Source organism: Brucella ciceri (genome assembly GCF_041930145.1).
Taxonomy (GTDB): Bacteria; Pseudomonadota; Alphaproteobacteria; order Rhizobiales; family Rhizobiaceae; genus Brucella; species Brucella intermedia.
Window position 1 is genome coordinate 27,389 of record NZ_JBHEEV010000008.1, and the last position, 26,935, is coordinate 54,323.

The window sequence follows — 26,935 nt, forward strand, 5'->3', positions numbered from 1 at the left end:
ACCCAATTCGATCGGGCCGCCATCGGTGGCCCGAATTCGTAATCAGGCAATAGAACAGGAAATGCGTGTGAAGGGACTTGCAGCAGCCGTTATCGTTGTTGCCGTACTGGCTGTCATAAGCCTGTTCATCGGCGTCAGCGAGGTATCGCTGAGTACGCTTTTTGGGGCAGGAAGCACAGACCGTGCCACTGAAGTTCTGCTCATCAGCCGCATTCCGCGCACTCTTGCTATCATTCTGGCGGGCATGTCCATGGCCGTTTCGGGAATGATCATGCAAATGCTGACCCGAAACCGCTTCGTTGAACCGTCAACGGCTGGCACAGTGGAATCCGCGGGTCTCGGCATTCTTCTGGTTATACTGTTCGCACCGGAGACGCCGGTTATTGGCAAAATGCTGGTTGCATCCGTCACAGCGCTTGCTGGAACAGCCCTGTTCCTTCGTATTCTTCGTACAATTCCATTGCGTTCCGTTCTTGTCGTGCCCTTGGTCGGCATCATGCTTGGTGGTGTTGTCAACGCGATCACCACCTTCATTGCTTATCGCTTTGACCTCCTGCAATCGCTCAATTCCTGGACGACCGGCGACTTCTCCGGCGTTCTTCGCGGGCGCTACGAATTGCTCTGGTTCGCGTTCAGCCTGACTGTCATCGCCTATATCGCCGCCGACCGCTTTACGGTCGCGGGACTAGGCGAGGATTTCACCACCAACCTTGGGCTCAACTACCGCCGCGTGGTCACACTTGGCCTAATCATCGTCTCGATGGTCAGTGCATCGGTCGTCGTGACGGTTGGCATGATACCTTTCCTGGGGCTTATCGTTCCCAATGTCGTCAGCATGTTCATGGGTGACAATATGCGGCGCGCGGTGCCATGGGTTGCGGTGCTCGGCGCAGGGCTCGTTCTTGCCTGCGACATCGTCGGACGGTTGGTCCGCTTCCCCTACGAAATCCCGATCGGAACGATGATGGGTGTCGTAGGGAGCGTCCTGTTCCTCTACCTTCTGTTGCGGCGAGGTTCACGCCTTGCTTAAGCGCCCCACCCTGAACCTCACGCTGCTTTGCCTGCTCACGTTGCTTACAGTCGCCGCATTCATGACTGTCGGCGCAAAAGGAAGCTGGTCCTTTATCCTGTCCTTCCGCGGTACCAAACTTGCAGCCATGTTACTGGTTGCTTATTCGATTGCAGTTTCGACGGTCTTGTTCCAGACGGTCACGAACAACCGCATCCTGACGCCCTCGATCATGGGCTTCGATGCGCTCTATATCCTGATCCAGACCGTGGTGGTCTTCTTCTTCGGCGCTGTCCATATGGACTGGCTCGGACCGAACATTCGATTTCTCGCAGAAACCGCCATCATGGTGGTTTTCGCCGGGACGCTCTATTACTGGCTTTTCTCGGGCGCCACACGCAGCCTGCATCTCGTTATGCTCGTCGGCATTGTCTGCGGTGTGTTTTTCCGCAGCATTTCCAACCTGATGCAGCGGATGCTCGATCCAAATCTTTTCGCCGTCCTGCAAGACCGGTTTTTCGCAAGCTTCAACACCATCAACAGCGACATTCTGATAATGTCGGCCGTTATCGTTGTTGCAGTTTCGCTCTACGGCCTGCGCTTTATTCACGTCTTTGACGTGCTGTCTCTCGGGCGCGACGCCGCGATCAATCTTGGCGTCGATCACCAGCGGATCGTGCGCAAGATCCTGTTCATGGTCACGGTGCTGGTTTCCGTTTCCACCGCACTGGTCGGGCCCATTACCTTCTTCGGCCTGCTGGTGGCCAACCTGGCCTACATGATTGCAGGTTCGGCAAAGCACCGAATTATACTGCCGGTAGCGGCCCTGCTTGCAGTCTTCTGCCTCGTGGGCGGACAGACCATTCTTGAACGTGTCTTCTCATTCAATTCCGCACTCAGCGTCATTATCGAGTTTCTGGGCGGCCTAGTCTTCATCATCCTTCTCGTCAGGGGGCACGCGCGTTGATAGAAATCAGCCAAGTCAGCAAATCCTACAATGGCACCCCGGTTGTGGATGATGTGTCCCTGAAACTGCCAGCACGCGGCATAACCTCGATCATCGGTCCGAACGGTGCGGGAAAATCTACCCTACTCTCCATGATGAGCCGTCTCCTGCCTATGGACAAAGGGCGGGTTACCGTAGACGGACTCGACGTTTTGACCACATTGGGTGACGTGCTGGCAAAACGGCTGTCGATACTGCGGCAGGAGAACGCAATCAATTCCCGCCTGACCGTGCGTGATCTCGTAACTTTCGGCCGTTATCCCTATTCCAAGGGTCGCCCGAATAATGAGGATCGCAAACATGTCGAACAGGCCATCGGCTATCTCGGCCTTGACGATTTAAGCGGACGTTTTCTGGATGAGCTTTCCGGCGGGCAGCGCCAACGCGCCTTCGTGGCGATGGTTCTCTGCCAGGACACGGACTACGTGCTGTTGGATGAACCGCTCAACAATCTCGACATGAAGCATTCGGCTTCAATGATGAAGCTGCTGCGCCGGGCGGCGGATGAACTTGGAAAAACGGTCGTTCTGGTTCTGCACGACATCAATTTCGCCTCATGCTACTCCGACCATATCGTTGCCATGCGCCACGGCAAGGTCGTCCATCAGGGAAACCCGGACGAACTCATTCATCCGGAAATCCTCGAAGACATTTACGAGATGGAGATTGCCGTCGAAATCATCGGCGGGAAGCGTATCGGCGTTTATTATCTTTAAAGCGCCGATCTGATCCAATCGGATCGAAACGCGCTCTAAGCAACCGCGCTGGACGGAAACAGTGCCTGCAAGGCATCGTATGATGCCAGAACCGTTTCCATTTGCGCGGTATGTCCTTTGACGAACGCATCCCCATAAATCGTTTCATCAGGATATTCGGTAATCAGCGTCAGCGGCACGGTGTGTCGATCATCCACACCGACAAGGCATGGGAAACCGTTGATAATGCGGAAACCCGTTTCACCGGCATGTTGCTCGAAAAGCCTGATCTGGGCGTTGTTATACGCAACCAGCCCGTCGATAGCCGCCAGATGCTTCGTTACCCGGTCTATCAGTTCCTCCGCTTGCCGCTCCCATGAAGCGTGATGACGGATGATGAGGAAAAAGCCCTTTGGCAGGGTCCACATGGCAAAAGAACGCGGCACATAACCCGATAGCGGGCGCGTCCATTCATGCGACGGATAGCCGTGCAGATTGACATGCAGTTTTGCGCCTGTGAGCTTTTCCGCCTCAACGCGGATAGCCTTTTCGTAAAGCCCCTCGCCTTTGCGATACTCCAGATCGTCACCGAGCGCCGTATAGCGGGCAGCATGATGCATATGATGCGGTTGCAAGGCGCAAAGCCGTTTGTGGATTTCGTATCCGTCGGGGTTTTCCTGCGGTGAAATCGTGAAATGGGCGCTTTCACGCGAGATCAGCCGGTTGGCCGCACGCAGTGCGCCGACGACACCCGTGGTCTCGTTGGCATGTTGACCTGCGCTGATCATCATCGCCGCGTCGCTGCCCTGGATATAGGTCGCGCGAACGCTCCGACCTGCACGGCTTTTTGCCTCAAAGGGCAGGCCACCTAGCGCGATAATCTCACGCTTGATCTGATCTGCGGAAAGTGGCGCCTGAGCCTCTCCCAGCACCTGTTCAGCGGTCACTGCATCAGCTGTGGCAAGCGGACGTGTTTCGACCCTGACTGAAGGAGCCGCATCGTGAAAGCGGACTTCCGGTACGATCTGGCCCGGTTGCAAACCACGATCCCCGACCGGACGGCCGGACTTTTTCTGGAAAACTTCGAGCAGCGAGAAATAGATATCCTCGTGCATGGCTTCGGTGAGGCTGAGCCTTTCCTCATCGTAAGGCAGGCGGCGGTCGGTGATCGGTAGGCTGACTGCAATATTCAGTTCGTCAAAATAGGGTTCGCCATGCTTCCAGTCATGCGCGGCGATAGCCGAGATCGTATCGTGGAACAGCTTTTCGTATGATGTTTCAAAGCGTTCGCTATCAGTTCTGCCATGATGCGTGATGGACAGCCAGCCAGTCGGCGAAACCAGCGTTTCGCCGATGAAATCCTCGTGCACGCGGTTTGGAGCAAAAACCCGGTGGTTCTCGCTGTTACCATCGGCAAAAAGCAGATCAACTTCATAGTGAAAGTCGTCTTTCCCAGAAGCGGCGAAAGTGACATCCACCCCCGGCAGCAGCGCGGACAACGGATAAGTCTCCAGGAGAAAGCGGTTCTGCACGCAGGCGTCATGACGAGGATAGCGGATCGCAGCCGACCTCAGCGTGACGCTATCCACCTCTTCAAGAAAGAAGTGAAGGAGTGGTTTGTAGGCAGAACGGAATCGTGCCTCGACACCTGCTTCACGCAGCTTCATTTCGGCGGCAAAGCGGCTCGGCTGGTCGTCGAACAACCAGGCTTCCATCTTCGCGCCGCGCATTTCCGGTTTCATAAAACGTTCGACAAGCGCGTGAACGGTGCGGGGATAGGTTTTCTCAAAAAGCACGCTCATCGTGAAGTCCTGCCTGTTGGATCGAGGCTATCGCGCAGCCAGTCTCCAAGGAGATTGAGGCCTAGCACAGTGAACAGAATGGCGAGACCCGGAAATATGCTCACCCACCAGGCGGTTTGGAGATAAGTACGCCCGTCGGCCAACATGCCGCCCCAACTCGGGATAGTCGGATCAACACCGAGGCCAAGGAAGGTCAAGCTCGATTCCAGCAGGATGTTGTTTGCGACATTGAGAGTCATGAGCACGATCACCGGACCGAGCAAGTTCGGTAGCAAGTGCTGGAAAATGATGCGCCAATCCTTCACGCCGATAGCGCGGGCCGACAGGATGAATTCCCGCTCGCGTAGCGATAGTACCGAGCCCCGCACAAGTCGCGCATATTGCACACATTGCGAGACGATCAGCAGAATGATGGTGTTGAATAACCCGCCGCCCAGAATGGCCATGACCGTAATGGCGAGCAGGATAAACGGCATAGCCAACTGCACATCGACAAAGCGCATCAGCGCCATATCCCAGAAGCCGCGATAATAACCGGCGACAAGGCCCATGACCGTGCCGATGACAACGGAGCCGATCACCGAAACAAAACCGACAAACAGCGAAACCTTGCCGCCGGTGACGACACGCGCCAGCACATCACGGCCCAGCGGATCGGTCCCGAAAATATGTGCCGGATTGACAAATGGCGGCGTCAGGCGCGCCAGAAGATCGATCTTGTTAGCGCCACCGGGAAAGAGATAGCCCGAGAAAACCACAGCCAGACAAATACAGCCGGTGAGCACGACACCGACGATGAACTCAAGGCTCGCAAAACGCGAAAACAGAACGGATGAAGTCTTGGTCGCCATCGGTCCTACTCCGTGCGAATACGCGGATCGACAAGCCCGTAGGCGATGTCCACGAGAAGATTGACGCCGATGATCAGCATGGAAAGGATCGCGATAGTGGCCTGCAGAACGGGATAATCGCGCCCTGCCACGGCGTCAAAGGCGAGTGTGCCCATGCCTGGCCAGTTGAACACCCGCTCGACTACCACGATGCCGCCGAGAAGGCCGCCGAACTGAAGGCCGAGATAAGTGATCAGCGGGATCGCGCAATTGCGTAGCGCGTGCTTGTAGAGAACCTTGTTCTCGCTCAATCCCTTGGCCCGTGCCACCATGATATATTGCGATTGCAACGTTTCCAGCATCGACGTGCGCACGAGACGGACATTCGTTGCCGTCAGGATGATACCCATTGTGAGCGCCGGCATGATGAAGCTCGCAACGCCGCTCATGCCGCTTGGCGGCAGCCACTGCAGTGAGATGCCGAAAAGCAGCACCAGCATGGTCGCCAGCCAGAAATTAGGAAAGGAAAGGCCCACCAGCGAGCAAATGCGGATCAACTGGTCGGCCCATTTTCCGCGGGACACGGCCGCCTTGATCCCAAGCGGGACGGAAATCACGATGGAAACGAACAGTGAAGCGAAAGCAAGCATCAGCGTAGCAGGTAAGGCGCCAGCCACCAGCGTCGATACGGGTGTACCGCCGAGGAAACTGCGCCCCAGATCCATCGTGAACAGGCCCTTCAGGAACTGCCAGTATTGAACGAAGAACGGCTGGTTGAGACCAAGACCTTCGCGGATGCGTGCAAGATCGGCTTCGGTGATACTGCCCGCACCTTGCGTCAGCATCAATGCCGGATCGCCCGTCAGGCGGACCGCGAAAGCGACAAGCAGCGTCATCGCGACGAGCACAAATAACGCCTGCAAAATTCGTTTAATCAGAAATCCGGCCACCAGTGCGCCTCCGCAATGCTGCGGCAAGCCGGACATATCCGGCTCGCCGTATTGTCATTCTTGCTTACTCAACGGTAACGTCCGTCAACCGCAGACGGCTGTCGGGAACCGGAACGAAGTTCTTCACGCGCTTGTTGACGCCGAAGATCGCCTTGAGGTTATAGAGCGGCATTTCGAGTGCGCGGTCGGCTGCGTAATGCGCGATTTCCTGCAGGAGCTTTTCACGCTCCCCACGGTCAAGAACCGAACGCTGTGCTTCGAGCATCTTGTCCAGCTTTTCGTCCTTGTCGTAGGGATTCCACTTCTCGCCGGAATGATACATCGAATAGGCAGTGTTGTCGTAGTCGAAGGTCCAACCGCCCCAGGACTGCTGGAACATGGCACCCGTCTTGCCCTGCGGGATGATGTCGTTCAAAAGGACGTTGGTATCGTAAGGCTTGATGGTTGCGTTGATACCAACCATTTGCAGGAAACTCGCAACTGCCTGCGCCACTTCATTGAAGCTTGCCTCCTGCCCGCGCACATCGATCTGCACGGTTGCGCCGGGTTGAACGCCCGCTTCTTCGAGAAGCTTCTTCGCACCTTCCGGATCGTAAGGCAGCGGCTTCATATTCGGATCGAAGCCGAAGGATAACGAGCCCTGAAAGCTGGCAATCGCTTCCGCCTGACCTGCCAGAATGGACTGAATGATCGCATCGCGATCCACCGCCATAATCAGCGCCTTGCGCACGCGTTCGTCTTTGGTGATGCCGTCAGCGGTATTGAAGCGCAAGGCATAAACCGTAGGCCCAGAAGCGGTGACCAGCTCCAGTTTTGGGTCGCCCTGAATTGTCGGGATCATTCCAATTGGAATGGTTGGCGGGATAACCAGATCGACGCGACCGGCCTGAAGTTCGGCAACGGCGGTCGAAGGCTCGGTTATGAAGCGATATTCGAGTTCCGAAAGCTTCGGCGCACCACCCCAATGGTCTGCGAAAGCCTCAAGCTTGATGTTTACCTTCGGCTCATATGAGACGAACTTGAACGGCCCGGTCCCCACCGGGTGCATATTGAAATAATCGTCGCCCTTTTCCTGAATGTACTTTGGCGGAACAATCATGCCGCCGTAACCGGCCAGCTTGGTGATAAGAACCGGATCGGGCGCCTTCAGATGAAAATCGACGGTTTTTTCGTCGATCACTTCCACCTTTTCGATTGCAATATAGTTGGAACGCTGAGGACCTTTCGCTCCTTCATCGCCCAACAGACGCTCGAAGGTGAATTTGACGGCGTCCGCATTAAAAGGCTCACCGTTCTGGAACTTGACGTTCTCGCGGAGATGGAAGCGAATGCGCTTGCCCTTGTCCAGTTCTTCCCACGAAGTCGCGAGTGCCGGGACAATCTTGAGGTCCGGTCCACGATAGACAAGGCCATCGAAAATATTGGTGGCGACAGAAGCCCAATTGACGAGGAAAGTGTCGATCGGGTCCCAACTGCCCGGGTCCTGCGGGGACGAAATGGTGAGCTTTCCGGCAGCGAACGCCGGAGCAGATGCAAACACAGCCGTCGACAATGCGGAAGCCATGAAAACGGCTTTGAGTGTTTTCCTTATCATTGTTTTCCCCTTTGGGTTTCGTTAAGCTTTTATGGTTCAGGCAGTTTCAGCTACAAAATGCCCGGCTGCGACCTCGCGATGTTTATAAATCGCCGGTTTGTCGTCGATCAGGCGGGTCGTGCTTGGAATTTCACCTTCCAGCGCAGGTCGCTTGGTCCGCGCAGTCGGATCGGCAATCGGCACAGCCGACAGAAGCCGCTTCGTGTAAGAATGTGATGGGGTTTCGAAAACCTGCTGGCGCGAACCAAGCTCCATGATCTGGCCGAGATAGAGAACCGCGACCCGATGGCTCATCTTCTCGACCACCGCCATGTCATGACTGATGAAGAGATAGGCCAGATCGTGCTCTTTCTGCAGGTCCATGAACAGATTGATGACCTGCGCCTGAATGGAGACATCCAGCGCTGAAAGCGCTTCGTCGGCAATGATGAGCTTCGGCCTGGAAGCAAGCGCACGCGCAATGCAAACGCGTTGACGCTGACCGCCCGAAAACTCATGCGGATAGCGCCTGGCGTGTTCCGGGCCAAGACCGACACGCTCCAGCAACTCCGCAACGCGCGCATTGATCGCCTTGTCATTATCGAGAAGGCCATGCGTACGGATGGGTTCGGCAATGGAAAAGCCGATCGTCTTGCGTGGGTCGAGCGATGCGAACGGATCCTGAAAGATATATTGGACTTCACGGCGCATTGCATAGCGTTCGGCCGCGCTCATTGCCGAATATGCCTTGCCGTTGAAGCGAATATCCCCGGACAATGGTGTCTGAAGTTGCTGGATTGTGCGCCCTATGGTCGACTTGCCCGAACCGGATTCACCAACCAGCGCCAGTGTCTCGCCCGGATAGATATCGAAGGCGACATTCGATACCGCGTTGCAGACATGCGTGATCTTGCCGAACAGGTTCTTCTTGATCGGGAAGCGCACATAGAGATCGTCAACAGAGAGGAGAGGCTTGCTATCGTAGCGCGCAGTGTCCTGATTGCGCTCCTCCCCTGCCACCACCGGCACACCGTCGCGCATGGTCATGACCGGCATTCGCTTGGGAAAGGCTTCGCCCGTCATGCTGCCAAGTTTCGGCACCGCCGACAGCAGCGTTTTGGTATAGGCATGCTGCGGCTTTGAGAAAATCTGTCCGACTGGACCTTCCTCTACCTTTTTACCCTTCCACATCACGATGACATCGTCGGCCATTTCCGCCACCACACCCATGTCATGCGTGATGAAAATTACCGCCATTTCAAGCTCTTGCTGCAACTCCCTGATAATGTGCAGTATCTGGGCCTGAATGGTCACATCGAGAGCGGTCGTCGGCTCGTCGGCAATCAACAATTTCGGGCGGCAGGCGAGCGCCATGGCGATCATGACACGCTGACGCATACCGCCGGAGAGTTGGTGCGGATAGCGCTTCAACAGTCCTTCCGCATCCGGAAGCCGCACCATTTCGAGAAGTCGCTTGCCTTCTGCAAGCGCCGCCTGCTGGGTCATGCCCTCGTGCAGCATCAGAACTTCGGATATCTGGTTGCCGATAGTGAAAACCGGGTTTAGCGAAGTCATCGGCTCCTGGAAGATCATGGCGATCTCCTTGCCGCGAATGCTTCGCATCGTCTTCTGGTCAGCCTTGAGCAGATCGCGCTCGCCCAACATAATTCGACCTGAGGGGAACTTCGCGCCGCTCATATCGGCAAGCCGCATGATGGAAAGCGACGTAATCGACTTGCCTGAACCGGATTCCCCCACCACAGCCAACGTCCGACCGGGATGGACCGAAAAGCTCAAATCGTCAACGACACGGCTTGCCCCAAATTCGACACTGAGGCCATCGACGGTCAGCAAAGGCTTTGAAACTGGCTCACTCAATTCGGTTCCGCTCAAACTCTGACCCTCTTAAAGTGTGATGGCAGACCGCGTGGCCTGATTGAATGCGCCGGACATGAATCGCAAAAGGGCCGCCACCTCCGAAAGCGTTTCTTCCGAAGGTCGTGCATTGGAAGTGGAATCGACCAGAAGACGCTCCCGAATCTGCGCATAACGCGCACAAGCTTCGGCCCCCTTGGCGGTGATCTTTACCGTTTTTTCCTTGGCAGCCTTGCCGGTGGTCAGCAAGCCGGCACTTTCAAGCTTGCGAATGGCATAAGTTGCAATGTGCGTGTCTTCAATATCGAGAACGAGGCAGATATCGGCCAGTTTCTTTTCGCGATCCCGATGGCGGATCGAGTGGAGAATAAGCACTTCGATAGGGGAAAGACCCGGCAATCCTGCCGCAGCCATGCAACGTACCATCCAACGGGAAAACGCATGAGACGCGAGAATAAGGCCATACTCGACCTCGGACATGCCGGGTGAACCGCCTTCAGCGAGATGGGCGGATGAAACGATGGGGCCAATCGAAGCAACAGGACGCAGATGCTTGGGCAGCGCAACTTCCTCGAAACTCGCTTCCCGAATCTCGGTGGAGAACGTCGCAGTTACTTCACCGTCCCTTTTCTTCCCCATTCTTGCTGCTCCCTCATTTATGTGTATTTTATGTCACCATCTTATCGACATTTTGTCAATAAAGTGGGACTATGAAATTCTGAAAAGATGTCAAAATGCACCAGTTGCATTGGATGAGGGAGCCGATAATGAGCGGAACGGGACGTGGAGTATGGGATTTCTGGATCGACCGCGGCGGCACATTTACCGACGTTATCGGGCGCGATCCACAGGGCCAGCTTCATGCGCGCAAGGTTCTCTCCGAAAACCCGTCTGCCTATAAGGATGCTGCCGTCCAGGGCATTCGCCTACATCTGGGCCTGAAAACCGGCGATCCGGTCCCCGCCGGAATCATCGGAGAAGTCCGTATGGGCACGACAGTCGCCACCAATGCGCTGCTGGAGCGCAAGGGCGAGCGGCTGGCGCTGGTGACCACCAGAGGCTTTCGCGATGCGCTGCGCATCGGCTATCAGGAACGCAAGAACATCTTTGCAACCGAGATCATCAAGCCGGAGGCGCTCTACGAAAAGGTGATCGAACTGAATGAGCGCGTACAGGCTGACGGGACAATTGAAACGGCGCTAGATCCCGCCGAAGCCGAAAGCGCACTGGTCGCACTGAAAGAACAGGGCTACAAATCCATCGCCATCGCCCTCATGCATGCTTATAAGTTCCCCGCGCATGAGGCTGAAATTGCTCGCATTGCGCGCGACCTTGGCTTTGAGCAGGTCTCTGTCAGCCATGAAGTTTCGCCGCTGATCAAGCTGGTCGGACGGGGCGACACCACCGTCGTTGATGCATATCTGTCACCCGTTCTCCGCCGCTACGTTGCACAGGTATCAAACGAACTGGATGTCGAGCGCACCGGCGCGCGCGTCATGTTCATGATGTCGTCGGGCGGCCTTACGGCGGCGGATCTCTTTCAGGGCAAGGACGCCATCCTCTCCGGTCCGGCGGGCGGTGTCGTCGGTCTCGCCCGCACCGGCGAAACGGCCGGTTTCCCGAAAGTCATCGGCTTCGACATGGGCGGCACTTCTACAGACGTGGCCCATTTCGACGGCGAATATGAACGTGCTTTCGAGACGGAAGTGGCTGGTGTTCGTGTTCGCGCACCCATGATGCTGATCCACACGGTTGCCGCTGGCGGTGGCTCGATCCTGCATTACGACGCCGGGCGCTTCCGTGTCGGTCCGGATTCGGCAGGCGCCAACCCGGGCCCGGCCTGCTATCGTAATGGCGGACCTCTCGCAGTCACCGACGCCAACGTCATGCTTGGCAAGCTGCTGCCGGAATTTTTCCCGGCGATCTTTGGCCCTGAACAGAACCAGCCTCTAGACGTTGAGCGGGTGCGCGAACTCTTCACCGCGCTCGCTGCCGAAATCGGTGACGGTCGTTCGCCTGAAGCAGTGGCGGACGGTTTTATCCGAATTGCGGTGGCCAATATGGTTGAGGCCATCAAGAAAATCTCAGTCCAGCGCGGATACGATGTGACGCGCTATGCCCTCAACTGCTTTGGTGGAGCTGGGGGCCAGCATGCGTGTCTCGTGGCGGACGCGCTCGGCATGAAAAGTATCCTTCTTCATCCGATGTCGGGGCTCCTGTCAGCGTATGGCATGGGCCTTGCTGATATTCGCGCCACGCGCCAAAAAGCGCTTGGCGTCCCACTCGATATCGACGCTCCAAAAGCGTTGAAGGAGCTAGGCGAAGAACTTGCGCAGGAATGCGTTGCCGAACTCACTATACAAGGCATCGAAGCAGATGCCATTGAACGACATCTGCGCGCTCACATCCGCTATGCAGGCACCGATACGGTCCTCTCCGTTGAAGCCACCTTCCCCGAAGAGGACAGCGCCGACCGTCTTCGCGCCGAGTTTGAAGCCGCGCATAAGCGCCGTTTCGGCTTCATTGCGGAAAACAAGGCTCTCGTTATCGATGCTGTCGAAGTAGAAGCCGTTGGCGGCGGCGCGGGTGAAACCGAAAGCGCGCAATCACTTGAGAGCGATCTGGAAGCCGCAACAGCCGAGCGGACACGCTTCTTCTCGCAAGGCGAATTGCACGATGCGGGCGTTGTCTTGCGCGAACAGATGCAGCGCGGCCAGACTGTTACCGGCCCGGCGATCATTATCGAGAAGAACCAGACAATCGTCATCGAAGACGGATGGCAGGCGCGTCTGAGCGCCCATGACCACGTGGTGCTGACACGTATCAAGGCGCTTCCCGCCCGTACGGCCATCGGCACTGAAGCCGATCCCGTCATGCTTGAGATTTTCAACAATCTCTTCATGTCCATCGCCGAACAGATGGGCGTGACGCTTCAGAACACTGCCTATTCGGTCAATATCAAGGAGCGTCTCGACTTCTCCTGCGCTGTTTTCGATGCTGCAGGCAATCTCGTTGCAAATGCGCCTCATATGCCGGTGCACCTGGGCTCCATGGACGCATCGGTTGCCACCGCCATTCGCGAAAACAGCGAGATCAAGCCCGGTGATGTATTCCTCATCAACGCCCCATATAATGGCGGCACTCACCTTCCCGACCTCACCGTCTGCACGCCGGTCTTCGACGATGACAATCGTGTAATCCGGTTTTGGGTCGCAAGCCGTGGACATCACGCGGATATTGGCGGCATCTCGCCGGGATCCATGTCGCCGCTTGCGGTCAATATCGAGCAGGAAGGCGTCTATATCGACAATTTCAAGCTGGTGGCCCGGGGTACGTTCCGGGAAGATGCACTGGCTGATCTGTTGACCGGCGCAACCTATCCTGTCCGCAACCTGACCCAGAACGTCAACGATTTGAAGGCGCAGATAGCAGCCAACGAAAAGGGTGTTGCCGAGCTGAAAAAGATGATCGGGCTTTTCGGCGAGGATGTCGTGAAGGCTTACATGGGCCATGTTCAGGACAATGCTGCCGAGAGCGTGCGCCGAGTGCTGGACAAGCTGCCGGATGGCCATTTCACCTATGAAATGGATCAGGGTTGCAAGATCGAAGTGCGAGTTACGATCGACAAGGAAAAGCGTGAAGCGACTGTCGATTTCACTGGCACGTCCGAACAGCGTTCCGACAATTTCAACGCACCACAACCTGTTACCCGTGCGGCTGTGCTCTATGTGTTCCGCGTGCTGGTCGAAGGCGACATTCCGATGAATGCGGGTTGCCTGCGCCCGATCAAGATTATCGTGCCGGAAGGCTCCATGCTTTCACCACGCTATCCGGCAGCGGTCGTGGCCGGAAATGTCGAGGTAAGTCAGGCTGTTACCAACTGTCTGTTTGGCGCGACCAGGGCGATGGCCGCAGCCCAAGGCACCATGAACAATCTGACATTCGGCAACGACGAATATCAATATTACGAAACCATCTGCTCGGGCGCACCAGCCGGCCCCGGCTTCAATGGCGCGGATGCGGTGCATACACATATGACCAATTCACGCCTGACCGACCCGGAAATTCTTGAAACCCGTTTTCCGGTATTGCTGGAAGATTTCCACATTCGGGAAGGATCGGGCGGCAAGGGCAAATGGAGCGCTGGCGACGGCACCAAGCGCACGATCCGGGCATTGAAGAGGCTGGAATTCGCCATTCTCTCCGGGCATCGCCGCGTGGCGCCCTTCGGCCTCGATGGCGGCGAGGCGGGACAAACCGGCCGTAACGAAGTGCGCCGCGGGGACGGTTCGGTTGAAGTGCTTGGCAATTGCGACCAGACCGTTCTGGAGGCAGGTGAAGCCTTCACCGTCGTCACACCGACCGGTGGCGGGTACGGAAAACCGGAATAATCCGACATTCTAAAGATTTCGCCGCCTTCAAGGCGGCGTTTTCATTTCGAGGCATACCTTAGCGAGCCAGAATCCCGACGATCAATGGAAGCGTCTTCCTGTTTCTCATCTGGACAAATACCCCAGATGGAATACAATTTCATCCTGTCGCTGATAATTAGAAATAAACTCTCAATTGAGGGACGTTGCGACCCGGTTTCGACGCATCATTAGAATTAAATTTCTGCGATCAATAGGACATCAACCAGATCACGGATACCACAATGAAATTCGCTCAGATTCTCGCTACCGCAGGCATCATTCAGGCAGTTCTCCTCACTGGCGCAATGGCCGGAGAAAATCTCGACGCCATCAAGTCGGCTGGTGTCTTGAAAATTGGGACTGAAGGCACCTATGCGCCGTTTACCTATCACGACAAGGACAACAAGCTCGTTGGTTTCGACGTCGAAATCGGTGAAGCGGTTGCCGCCAAGCTCGGCGTTAAGCCGGAATTCGTTGAAGGCAAATGGGATGGTCTCATCGCAGGTCTTGATGCCAAGCGTTATGACGCCGTCATCAATCAGGTAGGCATTACCGAAGAACGCCAGAAGAAATTCAACTTCTCCAATCCCTATATCGTTTCGAAGGTCGTTCTGATCGTCAACGACAAGAACGATACGATCAAGGACTTTGCGGATCTCAAGGGCAAGAAATCGGCTCAGTCCCTCACCAGCAACTATGGGAAACTGGCGAAGGAAGCTGGCGCCGAACTCGTTGCTACTGATGGCTTCGACCAGTCGATCCAGCTGGTTTTGACCGGCCGCGCCGACGCCACACTTAATGACAGCTTGTCATTCCTCGATTTCAAGAAGCACCAACCGAAGGCACCGGTCAAGGTTGTCGCCGAAAAGGAAAATGCGGATGCGTCCGGCATTATTGTCCGCAAGGGCGACGACGAACTCGTGGCGGCCATCAACAAGGCCCTCGATGAAATCAAGGCCGACGGCACCTACGACAAGATTTCGCAGAAATATTTTGGCCAGGACGTCTCCAAGTAAGCGTCGTCTCGGTTCATGCCGCGAAGCCGGAAGCTACTTCCGGCTTCGTTTTATTGTGAGCGCGAAAAACTATTCCAACGACATGAATGCCAGACTGTATAAGATATGAGCGCCCAGCTTCATTTCAGTCTGACGCTTAGATATTGATGAGGAGCCGAAGAACGTGCCCGACTGGCTTCAACTAATGGCGGAGTCTCTGCCCACCCTTCTGTGGGCTGGATTGATTTTCACCATCCCCCTCACTCTTTTGTCCTTTGCTTTCGGCCTTACGTTGGGCCTGTTGACAGCACTTGTACGGCTATTCGCGCCGCTCTGGCTTTCGTCCATCGCCCGCTTTTATGTCTGGATATTCCGCGGCACACCACTGCTTGTGCAGTTGTTCGTAATCTTTTACGGCCTGCCCAGTGCAGGCATCTATCTGGATGCTTTTCCTGCGGCGGTAATCGGCTTCACCCTAAGCGTCGGCGCCTATAGTTCGGAGATAATCCGGGCTGTGATATCAGCCGTTCCGAAAGGTCAATGGGAAGCCGCTTATTCCATCGGGATGAGTTGGCGTCAGGCCCTCTCGCGCACCATTCTGCCACAGGCGACCCGTACGGCAGTACCACCGCTTTCCAATTCCTTCATTTCCCTGGTGAAGGATACCTCGCTCGCCGCCGCAATCACAGTGCCGGAGCTTTTCCAATCAGCACAACGCATCGTGGCCACCACTTATGAACCTCTCATCCTCTATATCGAAGCGGCTCTGATCTATCTGGTGATGAGTTCCGTTCTCTCTGCCCTGCAGGTACGGCTGGAACGACGCTTCGGTCGCTATGGCGGCACGCTGGAGACAAACGCATGATCGAGCTGCAACACATCGTGAAGCGTTTTGACGACGCGGTCATTCTCAACGACATCAACGTTGCAATTGCAGAGGGAACGGTAACCGCGCTTGTGGGCCCGTCCGGCGGCGGCAAGAGCACGCTGTTGCGCTGCATCAATCTGCTGGAGGTACCGACCTCCGGCACTCTTGTTCTGGGTGGCCAGAGCCTCAGCTTCGAGCCTGACCGCAAGCCCAGCTGGCAAGCGATCCAGTCAATCCGCCGCCAGACGGGTATGGTTTTTCAGAACTTCCAGCTCTTTCCACACCAGACAGCGATCCAGAATGTGATGGAAGGACTCGTTACCGTCCTGAAATGGCCGAAGGACAGGGCCAAGGAACGTGCGATGGAACTGCTCACGAAAGTGGGCATGGCGCACAAGGCAGATGCCTGGCCTTCGACCCTTTCCGGTGGACAGCAGCAACGCATCGCTATTGCGCGTGCACTGGCACCCTCGCCGCGTGTGCTGTTATGCGACGAACCTACCTCGGCGCTCGACCCCGAGTTGGCATCAGAGGTCGTTGATGTTCTGAGCAAGCTCGCCCGGGAAGGCACAACCATGGTGATCGCGACACATGATCTGTGGCTTGCATCGAAGATTGCAAAAAATGTCGTCTTCCTCGAGTCGGGCAATATTGTTGAAACCGGCTCCGCACACGAAGTTTTCACCCGGCCTACGCGTGAGCGCACGAAACAATTCGTCGCGACAATCAACGCAGCCCATACTTACGATATTTAACCTGTAGCCAGGTCGGTTCCGTAAGGGCTTTCGCCACCAGCGAAAGCCCTCGGCACGCCGTTGGTTCAAATTTCATACGTGTATTCGAAATTTTCCGGCGGCTCCCGACAGCCTGCCCCTTGGTAAAACAGAAAACCACTGTTACATTATGCACAACGTAGAAATTGAAGCGCCTTGCTTGCGTCCTCACAGGTTCGCGCGGCGCCATAAGGACAAGAACCTTGAAGAACCCCGACGAGCGCACCGCAGAAACGGTGCATCAAGGGGCGTCCGGCGGACAATCGGGCAATTCGCAAGCCTGGAATCCGTCCGATAACGGCAAGCGCAGACCGCGCAAAAAAGCCGTTGCAGATATCGGTAATGCCCGTAGTGCATCCGATTCAGGACGCTCAAAAGCACAGGACGAAACCGAAGGCACGAGTTCGCAGGCCCAGCGTAAACGTGCGCGTCGGCGTCGGCGCGGCAAGTCCGTGCCAGCCCTTGAAACCTCGTCACAAAAGCCAGCCGCTACAGATCCGGGCAACAACCAACAGCGGTCTTCCGGGAAAATCTCGAATCGCCGCCGGCGTGCACGTAAAAAGAAGCAATCGCGGCAACTTGGTGCTCAGACGCCGCCGGCAGCTGAAGTATCGGTCAAGACTTCGCATAATGCTGTGCGTGCAGAGAACCCGCACGTCCCTGTCCAAAACAAGCGTAAGAGCACCAATGGCCAGACGCCCAGAGCCAGCAACGGCGTGCAGCACGACAAGGGTGATGCCCCCCTTTACGCAGCTTTGGATCTCGGCACCAACAATTGCCGGTTGCTGGTAGCATCCCCGACAAGACCTGGTCAGTTCCGGGTCGTGGATGCGTTTTCGCGGATTGTGCGGCTTGGGGAAGGCTTGAGCGCCACCGGTCGGCTCAGTGACAATGCAATGGATCGCGCAGTGGAAGCGCTGAAGATTTGCCGCGACAAACTGGCAGGGAAAAAAATCAGACGGTCGAGGCTGATCGCGACCGAAGCCTGCCGTTCGGCATCGAATGGCGAGCAGTTTCTGGAACGAGTCCGTGCGGAAACCGGTCTTGAACTGGAGATCGTGGACCGGCAAACAGAGGCCCGCCTGGCAGTTTCTGGGTGCGGCACTCTGGTAACTCGTGAAACGGATGCCGTGGTGTTGTTCGATATTGGCGGCGGTTCTTCAGAAATCGCCCTGATCGATGTTTCCCGTCGACGGTCCCCACGCCTTGCCGAGCACATCATGGCCTGGACGTCTCTTCCCGTCGGCGTCGTGACGCTGGCAGAACGTTTCGGCGGACGGAATGTCACGCAGGAAAGCTTCGATTCCATGGTTTCCCATGTAACCGATCTGCTTGCGCAATTTGCCGAGCGGCAGTGCCTTGGGAACCTTACCGCCAGCCCGCGCTTCCATCTGCTTGGCACATCCGGAACTGTGACCACTCTGGCCGGAATACATCTCGGACTTGAACGCTACGACCGTCGGCGAGTCGACGGAATGTGGATGGGCGCCGAAGACGTAACGCAAATGACCAACCGCCTGCTGTCGTGGGATTTTGATGCACGCGTAGCCAACCCGTGTATTGGCGCGGATCGCGCCGATCTGGTATTGGCAGGCTGTGCTATCCTTGACGCAATACGCAAAGTGTGGCCGAGCGAGAAGCTACTCGTTGCCGACCGTGGTCTGCGTGAAGGCATTTTGACCGAACTGATGTCGCGCGATGGCGCATGGCGGCACAATCGCGCAACAGGCGCTAGAAACAGGCACTGATGATGAGCAAGACAGGCGGCAATAAAAGCGGAGTGAAAACTGGCGGTCGCGGGGGCGCGGGCTCCAGCAATCTGCAGGTGCGCGTGAAGAAAAAGGCAGGCACGATCAAGGAATCGTCGCGCCGTTGGCTTCAACGCCACCTGAACGATCCTTACGTGCATAAGTCCAAGCAAGACGGCTATCGTTCACGTGCGGCCTACAAGCTCATTGAAATCAACGACCGTTATAATCTGCTCAAAAAAGGCCAAAAGATCATCGATCTCGGGGCCGCGCCGGGCGGGTGGTCCCAAATTGCGGCCAAGGTTGTCGGTTCAACCGACGAAGACCCGCACGTCGTTGGCATAGACTATCTCCACGTCGATCCCCTTCCCGGCGTCGTTCTGCTGGAAATGGATTTTCTGGACGACGAAGCACCGCGGAAGCTGATGGAAGCTCTGGGAGACAAACCCGATCTGGTCATTTCGGACATGGCTGCCCCGACCACCGGCCACCGCCGTACCGATCATCTGCGCACCGTACATCTTTGCGAAGTCGCTGCCGATTTTGCCATTTCGGTTCTAAAGCCGGGTGGACATTTTCTTACAAAGACTTTCCAGGGCGGCACCGAAAACGAACTCCTGGCACTGCTCAAGCAGAAATTCCGCTCTGTGCATCATGTAAAGCCACCGGCATCCCGCGCCGAGTCCGTGGAGCTTTATCTGCTCGCTCGCGATTTCAAGGGCTAAGGCTTATTTTCCAGTGGAGGTACTCGCAGCTTCTATTGTTGCGTGCTCCTCGCTACGGTGTTTCTTGACGGTCGGCGCGGCTAGTTCCTTGCCAGCATCCGGCGCAAGCCGGGCAAACCAGAGAAAAGCCAAGGCCGAAACAGCGGCAACCACGAAGAAGCCGATGTGGAAATCTACGAGTTCGAGGTGGGCTCTGCGAAGAGATGTGCTGATCTCCAGAATACCACCTGCCAATGCGACCCCGATAGCGATGGAAACCTGCTGGGCAACGGCCGTGATGGGCGTAGCCTGACTGGTCTTTTCGTCGGGTATTTCCGCAAAGGCCAGCGCGTTGACCCCGGTGAAGAACAATGAGCGCGCAAAGCCTCCCACCAACAGAAAACCAATGATGATCCAGTAAGGCGTCGTTGGCGTAAACAGCCCATTGACCGCAATGAAGCAGGCCGAGATCAAAGAACCTGCCATCAGGGCGCGCCGGAAACCGACAAGGACAAAGATGCGCTTTGCACCGAATTTCATGCTGATCGCGCCAATTGCCGACACAAATGTCATCATGCCCGATTGAAAGGGTGTGAGACCGAAACCCAGCTGAAACATCAACGGCAACAGAAACGGAATGGCACCAATCCCAAACCGGAAAATGCTGCCACCAATAACCGCTGCGCGGAACACCTGATTATCAAAAAGCTTCAGGTTCAACAAAGGGTCGTCGACCCTTTTCGCATGCTGTAGATACAGAACCGTGCAGACGACACCGATTGCAAGGGTGGTAAAACCAACCGCAGGCGGCAAAGCTGGCAGACTGACTACCGACAGTCCGAACACCACCCCGGACATGGCGATGCCCGAAAGAAAAAAACCTGTCCAATCAAGTCGCTTTACGATGCGCTCGTCGTTATCTGGAAGGAACCGGCTGGCAAACCAGATCCCCACGAAACCGATCGGCACGTTGATGAGGAAAATCCAATGCCAGGTCAGGAATGTCGTGATGAAGCCGCCCACCGGCGGGCCGACAAGCGGCCCGACCATCGCAGGGATTGTCAGCCAGGCCATGGCTGAAACGAGTTCACTGCGTGGGGTCGAACGAATAAGGACGAGACGCCCAACGGGGGTCATCATCGCGCCGCCCATGCCCTGCAAAAACCGTGAAATGACGAAAGCGGTGAGTGAATTCGATGCGGCGCAAGCAACGGACCCAACCACGAACACCGCTATCGCCGCCCGAAACACATTCTTGGCTCCAAAACGATCAGCCATCCAGCCGCTGACGGGAATAAAAACCGCGAGCGCAACAAGGTAAGCCGTCAGCGCCAGCTTGAGCGCAATGGGGCTTGTGCCGATATCGGCTGCGATAGCGGGAAGCGAAGTCGAGATGACATTCGAATCCATCTGCTCCATGAACAGGGCTATGGCCAACACGAGAGGAATGATGCGATTCACGATGATATTCCGAATAAACGGGCACGAAAGGATCGGCAATTCTATGTAGCGCCCAACTAATTATTGCTAGCCGAACGGCGTCACAATGCAGTGAATGCGCGATAAAATCAGTCATTTCTCGCGGTTTAGGCTCAAGACGATCGCCGTAGACCGGCACCGGAATGCCTCACGCGAGATTTCAGCCGTTCACATTTGTGTAAAACAGGGTTGCGCTTCCCGTAACAGCTTGTTACATTTCGTTACAGTTTCACGAAGCTTCGAACCGGGTGGGGGGCCGCTCCGGTTCAAGGAGGTAGGAAATGAACGATATTACAAGAACCGCTATCATCTATGGAATGATGATCATTTCGCTCAACACTGCCCTCGCAGTCGGTCTTCTCGGACTTGATTTCCTGCGTTAACGCGCCCCAAGCAAGTTTTTGCCCTCCAGGCACTCATGAAAAAGAGCGTTTCCATTCATTGGAAGCGCTCTTTTCATTTCCAGCGGTTGAAATGCGCAACCCCGAGACTGCCCTGTCCGAGCCACGGGTCAGAGAATGCGGGCCTGACTGTTCGGATCGAAGAAAACCGACTTGTCGAGATTGAAAGCCAGCCGGGCCGGCTGCCCTGCGGTGATGCGGGCATCGGCGCGTAGACGTGCCACGACATGCTTGCCGCCCAGACGCGTGACCGCGAACGTGTCGGAGCCCGCCGGCTCGACAACGTCGATAAGGCAGTCGCCTTCCACGATTGCGTCGGCATTGCGGTCTGCTCCATCGGGATCGGTCAATGCCTCGGGGCGGATGCCGAACACGATATCCTTGCCTTCATAGGCACCGAGACCCTGCGGTGCTGTCTTCAACGGAAGCTTGAGCGGTTCGCCCTCACCGCGCTTGAGATTAATCGCATAACCCGAACCATTTTTTTCGACCTGTGCTGTCAGCAAATTCATTGCTGGGGAGCCCATGAAATCGGCAACGAACATGTTGGACGGGTTATTATAAATCTCGGCCGGCGTGCCGAACTGCTGCAAGATTCCATCCTTCAGGACTGCAATCTGGGTAGCCAGCGTCATCGCCTCGATCTGATCGTGCGTCACATATACGATCGTGGTCTTCATCCGGCTATGCAGCCGTTTGATTTCCGTGCGCATATCAACGCGCAGTTTTGCGTCGAGATTCGATAGCGGTTCATCAAAAAGGAAGACCTGAGGATTGCGCACCAGAGCACGCCCCATGGCCACGCGCTGACGTTGGCCACCGGAAAGCTGGCTCGGCTTGCGATCCAGCAAATGACCGATCTGGAGTATGTCGGCGACTTCCTGAATAGCCTTGTCACGCTCGGCCTTTGGAACCTTGCGAATTTCCATGCCGAAAGCGATGTTCCCGGCAACCGTCATATTCGGGTAAAGCGCATAGGACTGGAAGACCATTGCAATATCGCGCTGCGACGGATGCAGCCCTGCAATAGACTTGCCGTTGATTGAGATGTCCCCGGAAGTGATGGGCTCAAGCCCAGCAATCGTGTTGAGCAGCGTGGACTTGCCGCAGCCGGACGGCCCGACGAGAACCAGAAAACCGCCTTCGTCGATCTCGATATTGATATCCTTCAAAACCGAAACATTGCCGTAGGACTTGTAGAGGTCGGATATTTTCAGAAAAGACATTTGCAACTTATCCCTTAACGGCGCCGGACATCAGGCCTCGTACAAAATAGCGGCCGGAAACAATGTAGACGATCAGCGTCGGCAGAGCAGCGAGGATGGCTGCTGCAAAATGGACGTTGTACTCCTTGACGCCGGTGGAGGAGGAAACCAGATTGTTGAGTGCTACCGTCATCGGGGTAGAATTCGCACCCGAGAAGGAAGCACCAAACAGGAAGTCATTCCAGATATTGGTGAACTGCCAGATCACGGAAACGACAATGATCGGTCCTGAGGATGGCAGCAAAATCCGCCAGAATATCTGGAAAAAGCTTGCCCCGTCGATCTGGGCTGCGCGAACCAGTTCCGTTGGAAAAGCCTCGTAGTAGTTGCGGAAATAAAGCGTCGTGAACCCGATACCGTACACCACGTGCACGAGGATCAGCCCCCAGATCGTGCCGGCAATTCCCAGGAAACCAAGAACGCGCGCCATAGGAATGAGCACGATCTGAAATGGGATAAAGCACGACAACAACAGCAGGCCGAAGAAGATATCTGAGCCGCGAAATTGCCATTTGGTCAGTACGTAGCCGTTCAACGCGCCAACAATGGTCGAAATAGCAACCGCCGGCACGACCATAAGGATCGAGTTGATGAAGAACGGCTTCAACCCGGTAGGCTGCACCCCGATCTGGGCAGTGGACCAGGCCGATAGCCATGGCTCGATGGTCCACTGTTGCGGCAGGTTCAACATTCCCCCTTGACGGATTTCCTCGAGGGGTTTGAACGAGTTAACCAGCATCACATAGAGCGGCAGCAGATAGTAGAAAGCGAAGACCAGCAACGCGGTATAGATCAGCGCCCGTGTCAGCTTTCCACTGCTGATGGCATTGTCTTGCGATTGGGCGCTCATGACCGCGACCCTCCGCGAATTTCCGAATAAAGGTAAGGGATGATGATCGAGAAGATCATGACCAGCATGATAATAGCGGACGACGCGCCGATACCCATCTGGTTCCGCGTGAAGGTGTAGGAATACATGAAAGTTGCTGGCAGTTCCGTGGCCTGTCCCGGTCCACCGCCGGTCAACGCGATAACAAGGTCATATGCCTTGATCGCAAGATGAGCGAGAACCACGAAAGCGGATAGAAACACCGGGCGCATCAACGGAATGATGATGCGGCGATAGATTGTTCCGGTTGACGCACCGTCGATCTGGGCTGCCTTGATGATTTCGTTATCTACCCCACGCAAGCCCGCGAGAAACATCGCCATCACAAATCCGGAGGACTGCCACACCGCAGCAATCACCAGACAGTAGATTGCCATGGTATTGCTCTTGATCCAGTTGAAGGAGAAACTCTCCCAACCCCATAAATGCATTGTGTTTTCCAGTCCAATGCCTGGGTCGAGGAACCACTTCCATGCCGTTCCGGTAACGATGAAGGACAGGGCCATCGGGTAGAGGTAGATCGGCCTAAGGATGCCTTCGCCGCGTATCTTCTGGTCAAGAAGGATCGCCAGAAATAATCCGATCACCGAACAGATAATGATGTAGAGCGAGGCAAAAATCGCAAGATTGGTGATCGCACGCCACCAATGGGGCAAAGCCCATAATTTGGTATAATTCGCAAGTCCGACGAAACCAAAGGACGGCAGCATTCGGCTATTGGTGAGGGAAAGGATGCCGGTATAGATTATGAAACCGTAGACGAACACGAGCACTATCAAAAAGCTCGGTCCCAGAACCAGCTTTGGCACCAGTTCCTGTAATCGGCTGTTACGCTGCATATTTGCGCCACCCTGTTTACGTCGCCCGCTTAGCCCACATCAGCAGGCTGTCCGTCCGGACGTCTGTTTGATCAGCATTCCAACGCGTCAGCATTATGCGCAACAGAATGCACCCGATAAGCTCAGTCTGCCGCCGTCTCCGATGGAAACATGCAGACGTCCATCATGCAATTATTGTTTTGATTTCCGGCTCTTGCTGCCACCGCTTCCAACATCTGGAGCACGGAGATAATGGCGTCCGGGAACACTCCCGGACGCTCTCGCTGTTATTTCGCAGCTTCAACTGCCGATACGAGTTCCTTGACAGCGTCTTCAGATGAGAGCTGGCCGTTGAACTGACGTGTGACGACGTCATAGATGGCGTTCTTGACCGCAGCCGGGTTGGCGTAGCCGTGTGCCATGGAACCCAGCATCGTACCCTTTTCGCTCGCTTCCCTCTCGTCAGCGATGGCCTTCTTGCCGCAAGCATCGAAGTCGGTATCAGGTACATCGGTACGGGCTGGGGCAGAGCCCTTCACCACGTTAAAGGCCGATTGGAATGTCGGGCTTTCGATCGCGGACGCCATTTCCAGCTGCGCCGGGACCTTGTCATCCGAAATCTTGAACATTGCAAACATATCGGAATTGAAGGTGATCGCGCCCTGCGTGCCTGGATAGCGGATGCAGACGAAGTCTTCACCCGGCTTCTTGCCAGCCTTGACAAACTCGCCCTTTGCCCAGTCACCCATGAACTGAAGACCGGCCTTGCCTTCAATAACCATAGCGGAAGCAAGGTTCCAGTCGCGGCCAGAGAAGTTGTCGTCAACATAGGAACGAAGCTTCGTCATACGGTCGAAAGCCTGCTTCATCGTATCGCTGCCGAGCGTGTCGGGATCAAGATCGACGAAAGCTTTCTTGTAGAAGTCCGTACCGAAGGAAAGTACGACGGCATCGAAAATTGTCGCGTCCTGCCACGGCTGACCACCGTGAGCGACAGGCGTGATCCCCTGTTCCTTGAACTTGTCAAGCAGCGCGATCAGTTCGTCCCAGTTTGCAGGCTCCTTGCCGCCAGCCTTGTCGAGCGCGGCCTTGTTGATCCACATCCAGTTGGTGGAGTGGACGTTGACAGGCGCCGCAATCCAATGGCCGTCATACTTTGCGAATTCCTGCAGAGGAGCCGGAATAACTTTTTCCCATCCTTCCTTGGTGGCGATCTCGTCAAGATTGCCAAGAGCACCCTGCTCTGCCCAGTCGCGAATATCGAATCCGAGCATCTGCACAGCCGTCGGCGCGTTGCCTGCCGTGACACGTGCGCGCAACACCGTCATAGCTTCCGTGCCGCCGCCGCCAGCCACCGGCATATCGGTCCAGCTGATGCCCTTCTTTTCAAGATCCTTCTTGAGAACGTCGAGCGCGGCGGCTTCACCGCCGGCGGTCCACCAGTGCAGAACTTCAACATTCTGCTTATCTTGGGCGTTGGAAATCGGCGACATTCCAGCGAGCAAAGCGCAGGCGGCCGTACCCATCGCAGCGAGCTTCAAAAGTTTATGCATATCTACCTCCCGTAGAAACCAACAAAACTAACTAACGGATATCCGGGCAGGCTCTCGCTTCTGCGCGGCGATCCATCGCGTCATTCCCATCCGGGCCTCCTCGGCACGGATCCGAAACCGGCTGCTTCGCATATCCGGTTCCTCGCTTTTCCACTGCCGCAACAAAATGCGAAAGCTGCCGCTTTCGCCTGCGCCCAGCCACCCTCACGACGTACTAACCGAGATCCTCCATCTTACTCTTACGCCGCTTCACCCGAATTGACAACGTTGTCTTTATGGGACGCGAAGGTATCCCCAAGACAAGCTGTGACGCACAGGATAGGCCCAAACCCCATCGGCGTGTCAATATGCTCGAAAGATAAAACGGGAGAAATTCAATCGAATAAACCATGGGTAGCACTCCCTGCCTAGAAACTCCCTAGAAATTCAAGGATTAATTGCTTGAGACGCTGCAATTTTCCAAGGCGGATTCGACCATGAAATAACAGCGCGGAAATTTCTCACGCCATACTGGACAAGACCGCGAGGAGATCATAATTTCAGGCCGCTCGCACAATGGTGTGCGGGCTTGTTCTCGGGGCGGGGTGAAACTCCCCACCGGCGGTATGAAGCGATAGTTTCGAGCCCGCGAGCGCCTGAACACATGCCGATTCGGTTATGGTTCAGGGTCAGCAGATCCGGTGAGATGCCGGAGCCGACGGTTAAAGTCCGGATGGAAGAGAGCGATTGAACGTCAGGATCGTGTCATTCCGGCACTGTCCATGCGTTCTGTTGTGCGCCCTGATTCTAGTTTCGTGAGGACCTATGAACCAGAGCTATCCGAACAAGACTTCATTCAAAATTGCATTTATTCAAGCCCGTTGGCACTCCGATGTTGTCGATGAGGCCCGCAAAAGCTTTATTGCCGAACTCTCGGCAAAAGCTGGTGCCAATGTGGAAGTCGAAATTTTCGACGTTCCCGGCGCCTATGAAATCCCCCTTCATGCCAAAACCCTGGCCAAGACTGGAAAATACGCCGCTATCGTCGGTGCGGCTTTCGTGGTGGACGGCGGCATTTACCGGCATGATTTCGTGGCAACTGCCGTCATTAACGGCATGATGCAAGTTGGGCTGGAGACTGAAGTTCCAGTGCTCAGCGTGGTCCTGACGCCGCATCATTTCCATGAAAGCAAGGAGCACCACGATTTCTTCCATGCCCACTTCAAGATCAAGGGCGTGGAAGCAGCGAATGCTGCTTTGCAACTTGTGAGTGAGCGTAGCCGTATTGCTGCGTTAGCGTAACGTGCGCTG

At 55.8% G+C, this 26,935-nt stretch carries 21 protein-coding genes and 1 riboswitch; of the genes, 10 read left to right on the plus strand and 11 right to left on the minus strand.

The features are described from left to right. Positions 1-67 precede the first annotated feature (67 nt). From JNC63_RS16090 to JNC63_RS16100, 3 genes are read left to right on the plus strand one after another with little or no spacing between them, the layout of a single operon-like run. Entirely contained in the window at positions 68-1,030 is a 963-nt protein-coding gene (locus tag JNC63_RS16090; protein WP_006472648.1) for an ABC transporter permease, read from the plus strand. Further along, the gene (locus tag JNC63_RS16095) at positions 1,023-1,976 is read left to right on the plus strand and encodes an iron chelate uptake ABC transporter family permease subunit (RefSeq protein ID WP_006472649.1); all 954 of its coding nucleotides are present in this window, start codon (positions 1,023-1,025) and stop codon (positions 1,974-1,976) included. Before JNC63_RS16090 ends, JNC63_RS16095 begins: the two co-directional genes overlap by 8 nt. Further along, positions 1,973-2,731, plus strand: a complete 759-nt coding sequence (locus tag JNC63_RS16100) for an iron ABC transporter ATP-binding protein (RefSeq protein WP_063621086.1) — start codon at positions 1,973-1,975, stop codon at positions 2,729-2,731. The genes JNC63_RS16095 and JNC63_RS16100 overlap by 4 nt, the downstream gene beginning before the upstream one ends. Positions 2,732-2,766: 35 nt before the next feature. Here the strand turns inward: JNC63_RS16100 and JNC63_RS16105 are convergent, their stop codons facing one another. From JNC63_RS16105 to JNC63_RS16130, 6 genes are all read right to left on the minus strand, one after another. Further along, positions 2,767-4,512 (minus strand): M14 family metallopeptidase, encoded by a 1,746-nt coding sequence (locus JNC63_RS16105; RefSeq protein ID WP_006469053.1) that lies wholly within the window; start codon positions 4,510-4,512, stop codon positions 2,767-2,769. Then, positions 4,509-5,363, minus strand: a complete 855-nt coding sequence (locus JNC63_RS16110) for an ABC transporter permease (RefSeq protein WP_006469054.1) — start codon at positions 5,361-5,363, stop codon at positions 4,509-4,511. The genes JNC63_RS16105 and JNC63_RS16110 overlap by 4 nt, the downstream gene beginning before the upstream one ends. Positions 5,364-5,368: 5 nt before the next feature. Further along, positions 5,369-6,292, minus strand: a complete 924-nt coding sequence (locus tag JNC63_RS16115; protein ID WP_031346976.1) for an ABC transporter permease — start codon at positions 6,290-6,292, stop codon at positions 5,369-5,371. A 64-nt stretch (positions 6,293-6,356) separates the two neighbouring features. Continuing rightward, on the minus strand, positions 6,357-7,886 hold the full coding sequence (locus JNC63_RS16120) for an ABC transporter substrate-binding protein (RefSeq protein ID WP_006469056.1): 1,530 nt from the start codon (positions 7,884-7,886) through the stop codon (positions 6,357-6,359). Positions 7,887-7,922: 36 nt separating this feature from the next. Next, positions 7,923-9,758 (minus strand): ABC transporter ATP-binding protein, encoded by a 1,836-nt coding sequence (locus JNC63_RS16125; RefSeq protein WP_006469057.1) that lies wholly within the window; start codon positions 9,756-9,758, stop codon positions 7,923-7,925. A gap of 12 nt (positions 9,759-9,770) precedes the next feature. Further along, positions 9,771-10,379: a winged helix DNA-binding protein gene (locus JNC63_RS16130; protein ID WP_006469058.1), complete on the minus strand. Its 609-nt coding sequence runs from the start codon at positions 10,377-10,379 to the stop codon at positions 9,771-9,773. Positions 10,380-10,492: 113 nt separating this feature from the next. Between JNC63_RS16130 and JNC63_RS16135 the strand changes: the two genes are divergently transcribed. From JNC63_RS16135 to JNC63_RS16160, 6 genes are all read left to right on the plus strand, one after another. Beyond that, complete coding sequence (locus tag JNC63_RS16135) at positions 10,493-14,131, plus strand: hydantoinase B/oxoprolinase family protein (protein WP_374846533.1); 3,639 nt, start codon at positions 10,493-10,495, stop codon at positions 14,129-14,131. A 263-nt stretch (positions 14,132-14,394) separates the two neighbouring features. Next, positions 14,395-15,168 (plus strand): amino acid ABC transporter substrate-binding protein, encoded by a 774-nt coding sequence (locus JNC63_RS16140; protein ID WP_006469060.1) that lies wholly within the window; start codon positions 14,395-14,397, stop codon positions 15,166-15,168. Between the two features lie 163 nt (positions 15,169-15,331). After that, on the plus strand, positions 15,332-16,012 hold the full coding sequence (locus JNC63_RS16145; RefSeq protein WP_006469061.1) for an ABC transporter permease subunit: 681 nt from the start codon (positions 15,332-15,334) through the stop codon (positions 16,010-16,012). Further along, complete coding sequence (locus JNC63_RS16150; protein ID WP_374846490.1) at positions 16,009-16,770, plus strand: amino acid ABC transporter ATP-binding protein; 762 nt, start codon at positions 16,009-16,011, stop codon at positions 16,768-16,770. Before JNC63_RS16145 ends, JNC63_RS16150 begins: the two co-directional genes overlap by 4 nt. Before the next feature lie 221 nt (positions 16,771-16,991). Continuing rightward, positions 16,992-18,536 (plus strand): Ppx/GppA phosphatase family protein, encoded by a 1,545-nt coding sequence (locus JNC63_RS16155; RefSeq protein WP_063621090.1) that lies wholly within the window; start codon positions 16,992-16,994, stop codon positions 18,534-18,536. Between the two features lie 2 nt (positions 18,537-18,538). After that, the gene (locus JNC63_RS16160) at positions 18,539-19,261 is read left to right on the plus strand and encodes an RlmE family RNA methyltransferase (protein WP_006472653.1); all 723 of its coding nucleotides are present in this window, start codon (positions 18,539-18,541) and stop codon (positions 19,259-19,261) included. A 3-nt stretch (positions 19,262-19,264) separates the two neighbouring features. On the opposite strand, the gene JNC63_RS16165 is transcribed toward JNC63_RS16160, so the two are convergent. The 5 genes from JNC63_RS16165 to JNC63_RS16185 all read right to left on the minus strand — a co-directional run bounded on the left by JNC63_RS16165 (position 19,265) and on the right by JNC63_RS16185 (position 25,645). Continuing rightward, positions 19,265-20,701: a DHA2 family efflux MFS transporter permease subunit gene (locus JNC63_RS16165; RefSeq protein WP_006472654.1), complete on the minus strand. Its 1,437-nt coding sequence runs from the start codon at positions 20,699-20,701 to the stop codon at positions 19,265-19,267. Between the two features lie 529 nt (positions 20,702-21,230). After that, positions 21,231-22,346: an ABC transporter ATP-binding protein gene (locus tag JNC63_RS16170; protein WP_006472655.1), complete on the minus strand. Its 1,116-nt coding sequence runs from the start codon at positions 22,344-22,346 to the stop codon at positions 21,231-21,233. 7 nt (positions 22,347-22,353) lie between these two features. Continuing rightward, positions 22,354-23,235 (minus strand): carbohydrate ABC transporter permease, encoded by an 882-nt coding sequence (locus JNC63_RS16175; RefSeq protein WP_006469068.1) that lies wholly within the window; start codon positions 23,233-23,235, stop codon positions 22,354-22,356. Next, a complete protein-coding gene (locus JNC63_RS16180) occupies positions 23,232-24,113 on the minus strand; it encodes a carbohydrate ABC transporter permease (protein ID WP_006469069.1) in 882 nt (293 codons plus the stop codon). Before JNC63_RS16180 ends, JNC63_RS16175 begins: the two co-directional genes overlap by 4 nt. A gap of 266 nt (positions 24,114-24,379) precedes the next feature. Then, a complete protein-coding gene (locus tag JNC63_RS16185) occupies positions 24,380-25,645 on the minus strand; it encodes an ABC transporter substrate-binding protein (RefSeq protein WP_006469071.1) in 1,266 nt (421 codons plus the stop codon). Positions 25,646-26,211: 566 nt separating this feature from the next. After that, positions 26,212-26,373: riboswitch (FMN riboswitch) on the plus strand. A 76-nt stretch (positions 26,374-26,449) separates the two neighbouring features. On the opposite strand from JNC63_RS16185, the gene JNC63_RS16190 reads away from it, so the two are divergent. Then, a complete protein-coding gene (locus JNC63_RS16190) occupies positions 26,450-26,926 on the plus strand; it encodes a 6,7-dimethyl-8-ribityllumazine synthase (RefSeq protein WP_006469073.1) in 477 nt (158 codons plus the stop codon). Positions 26,927-26,935 lie beyond the last annotated feature (9 nt).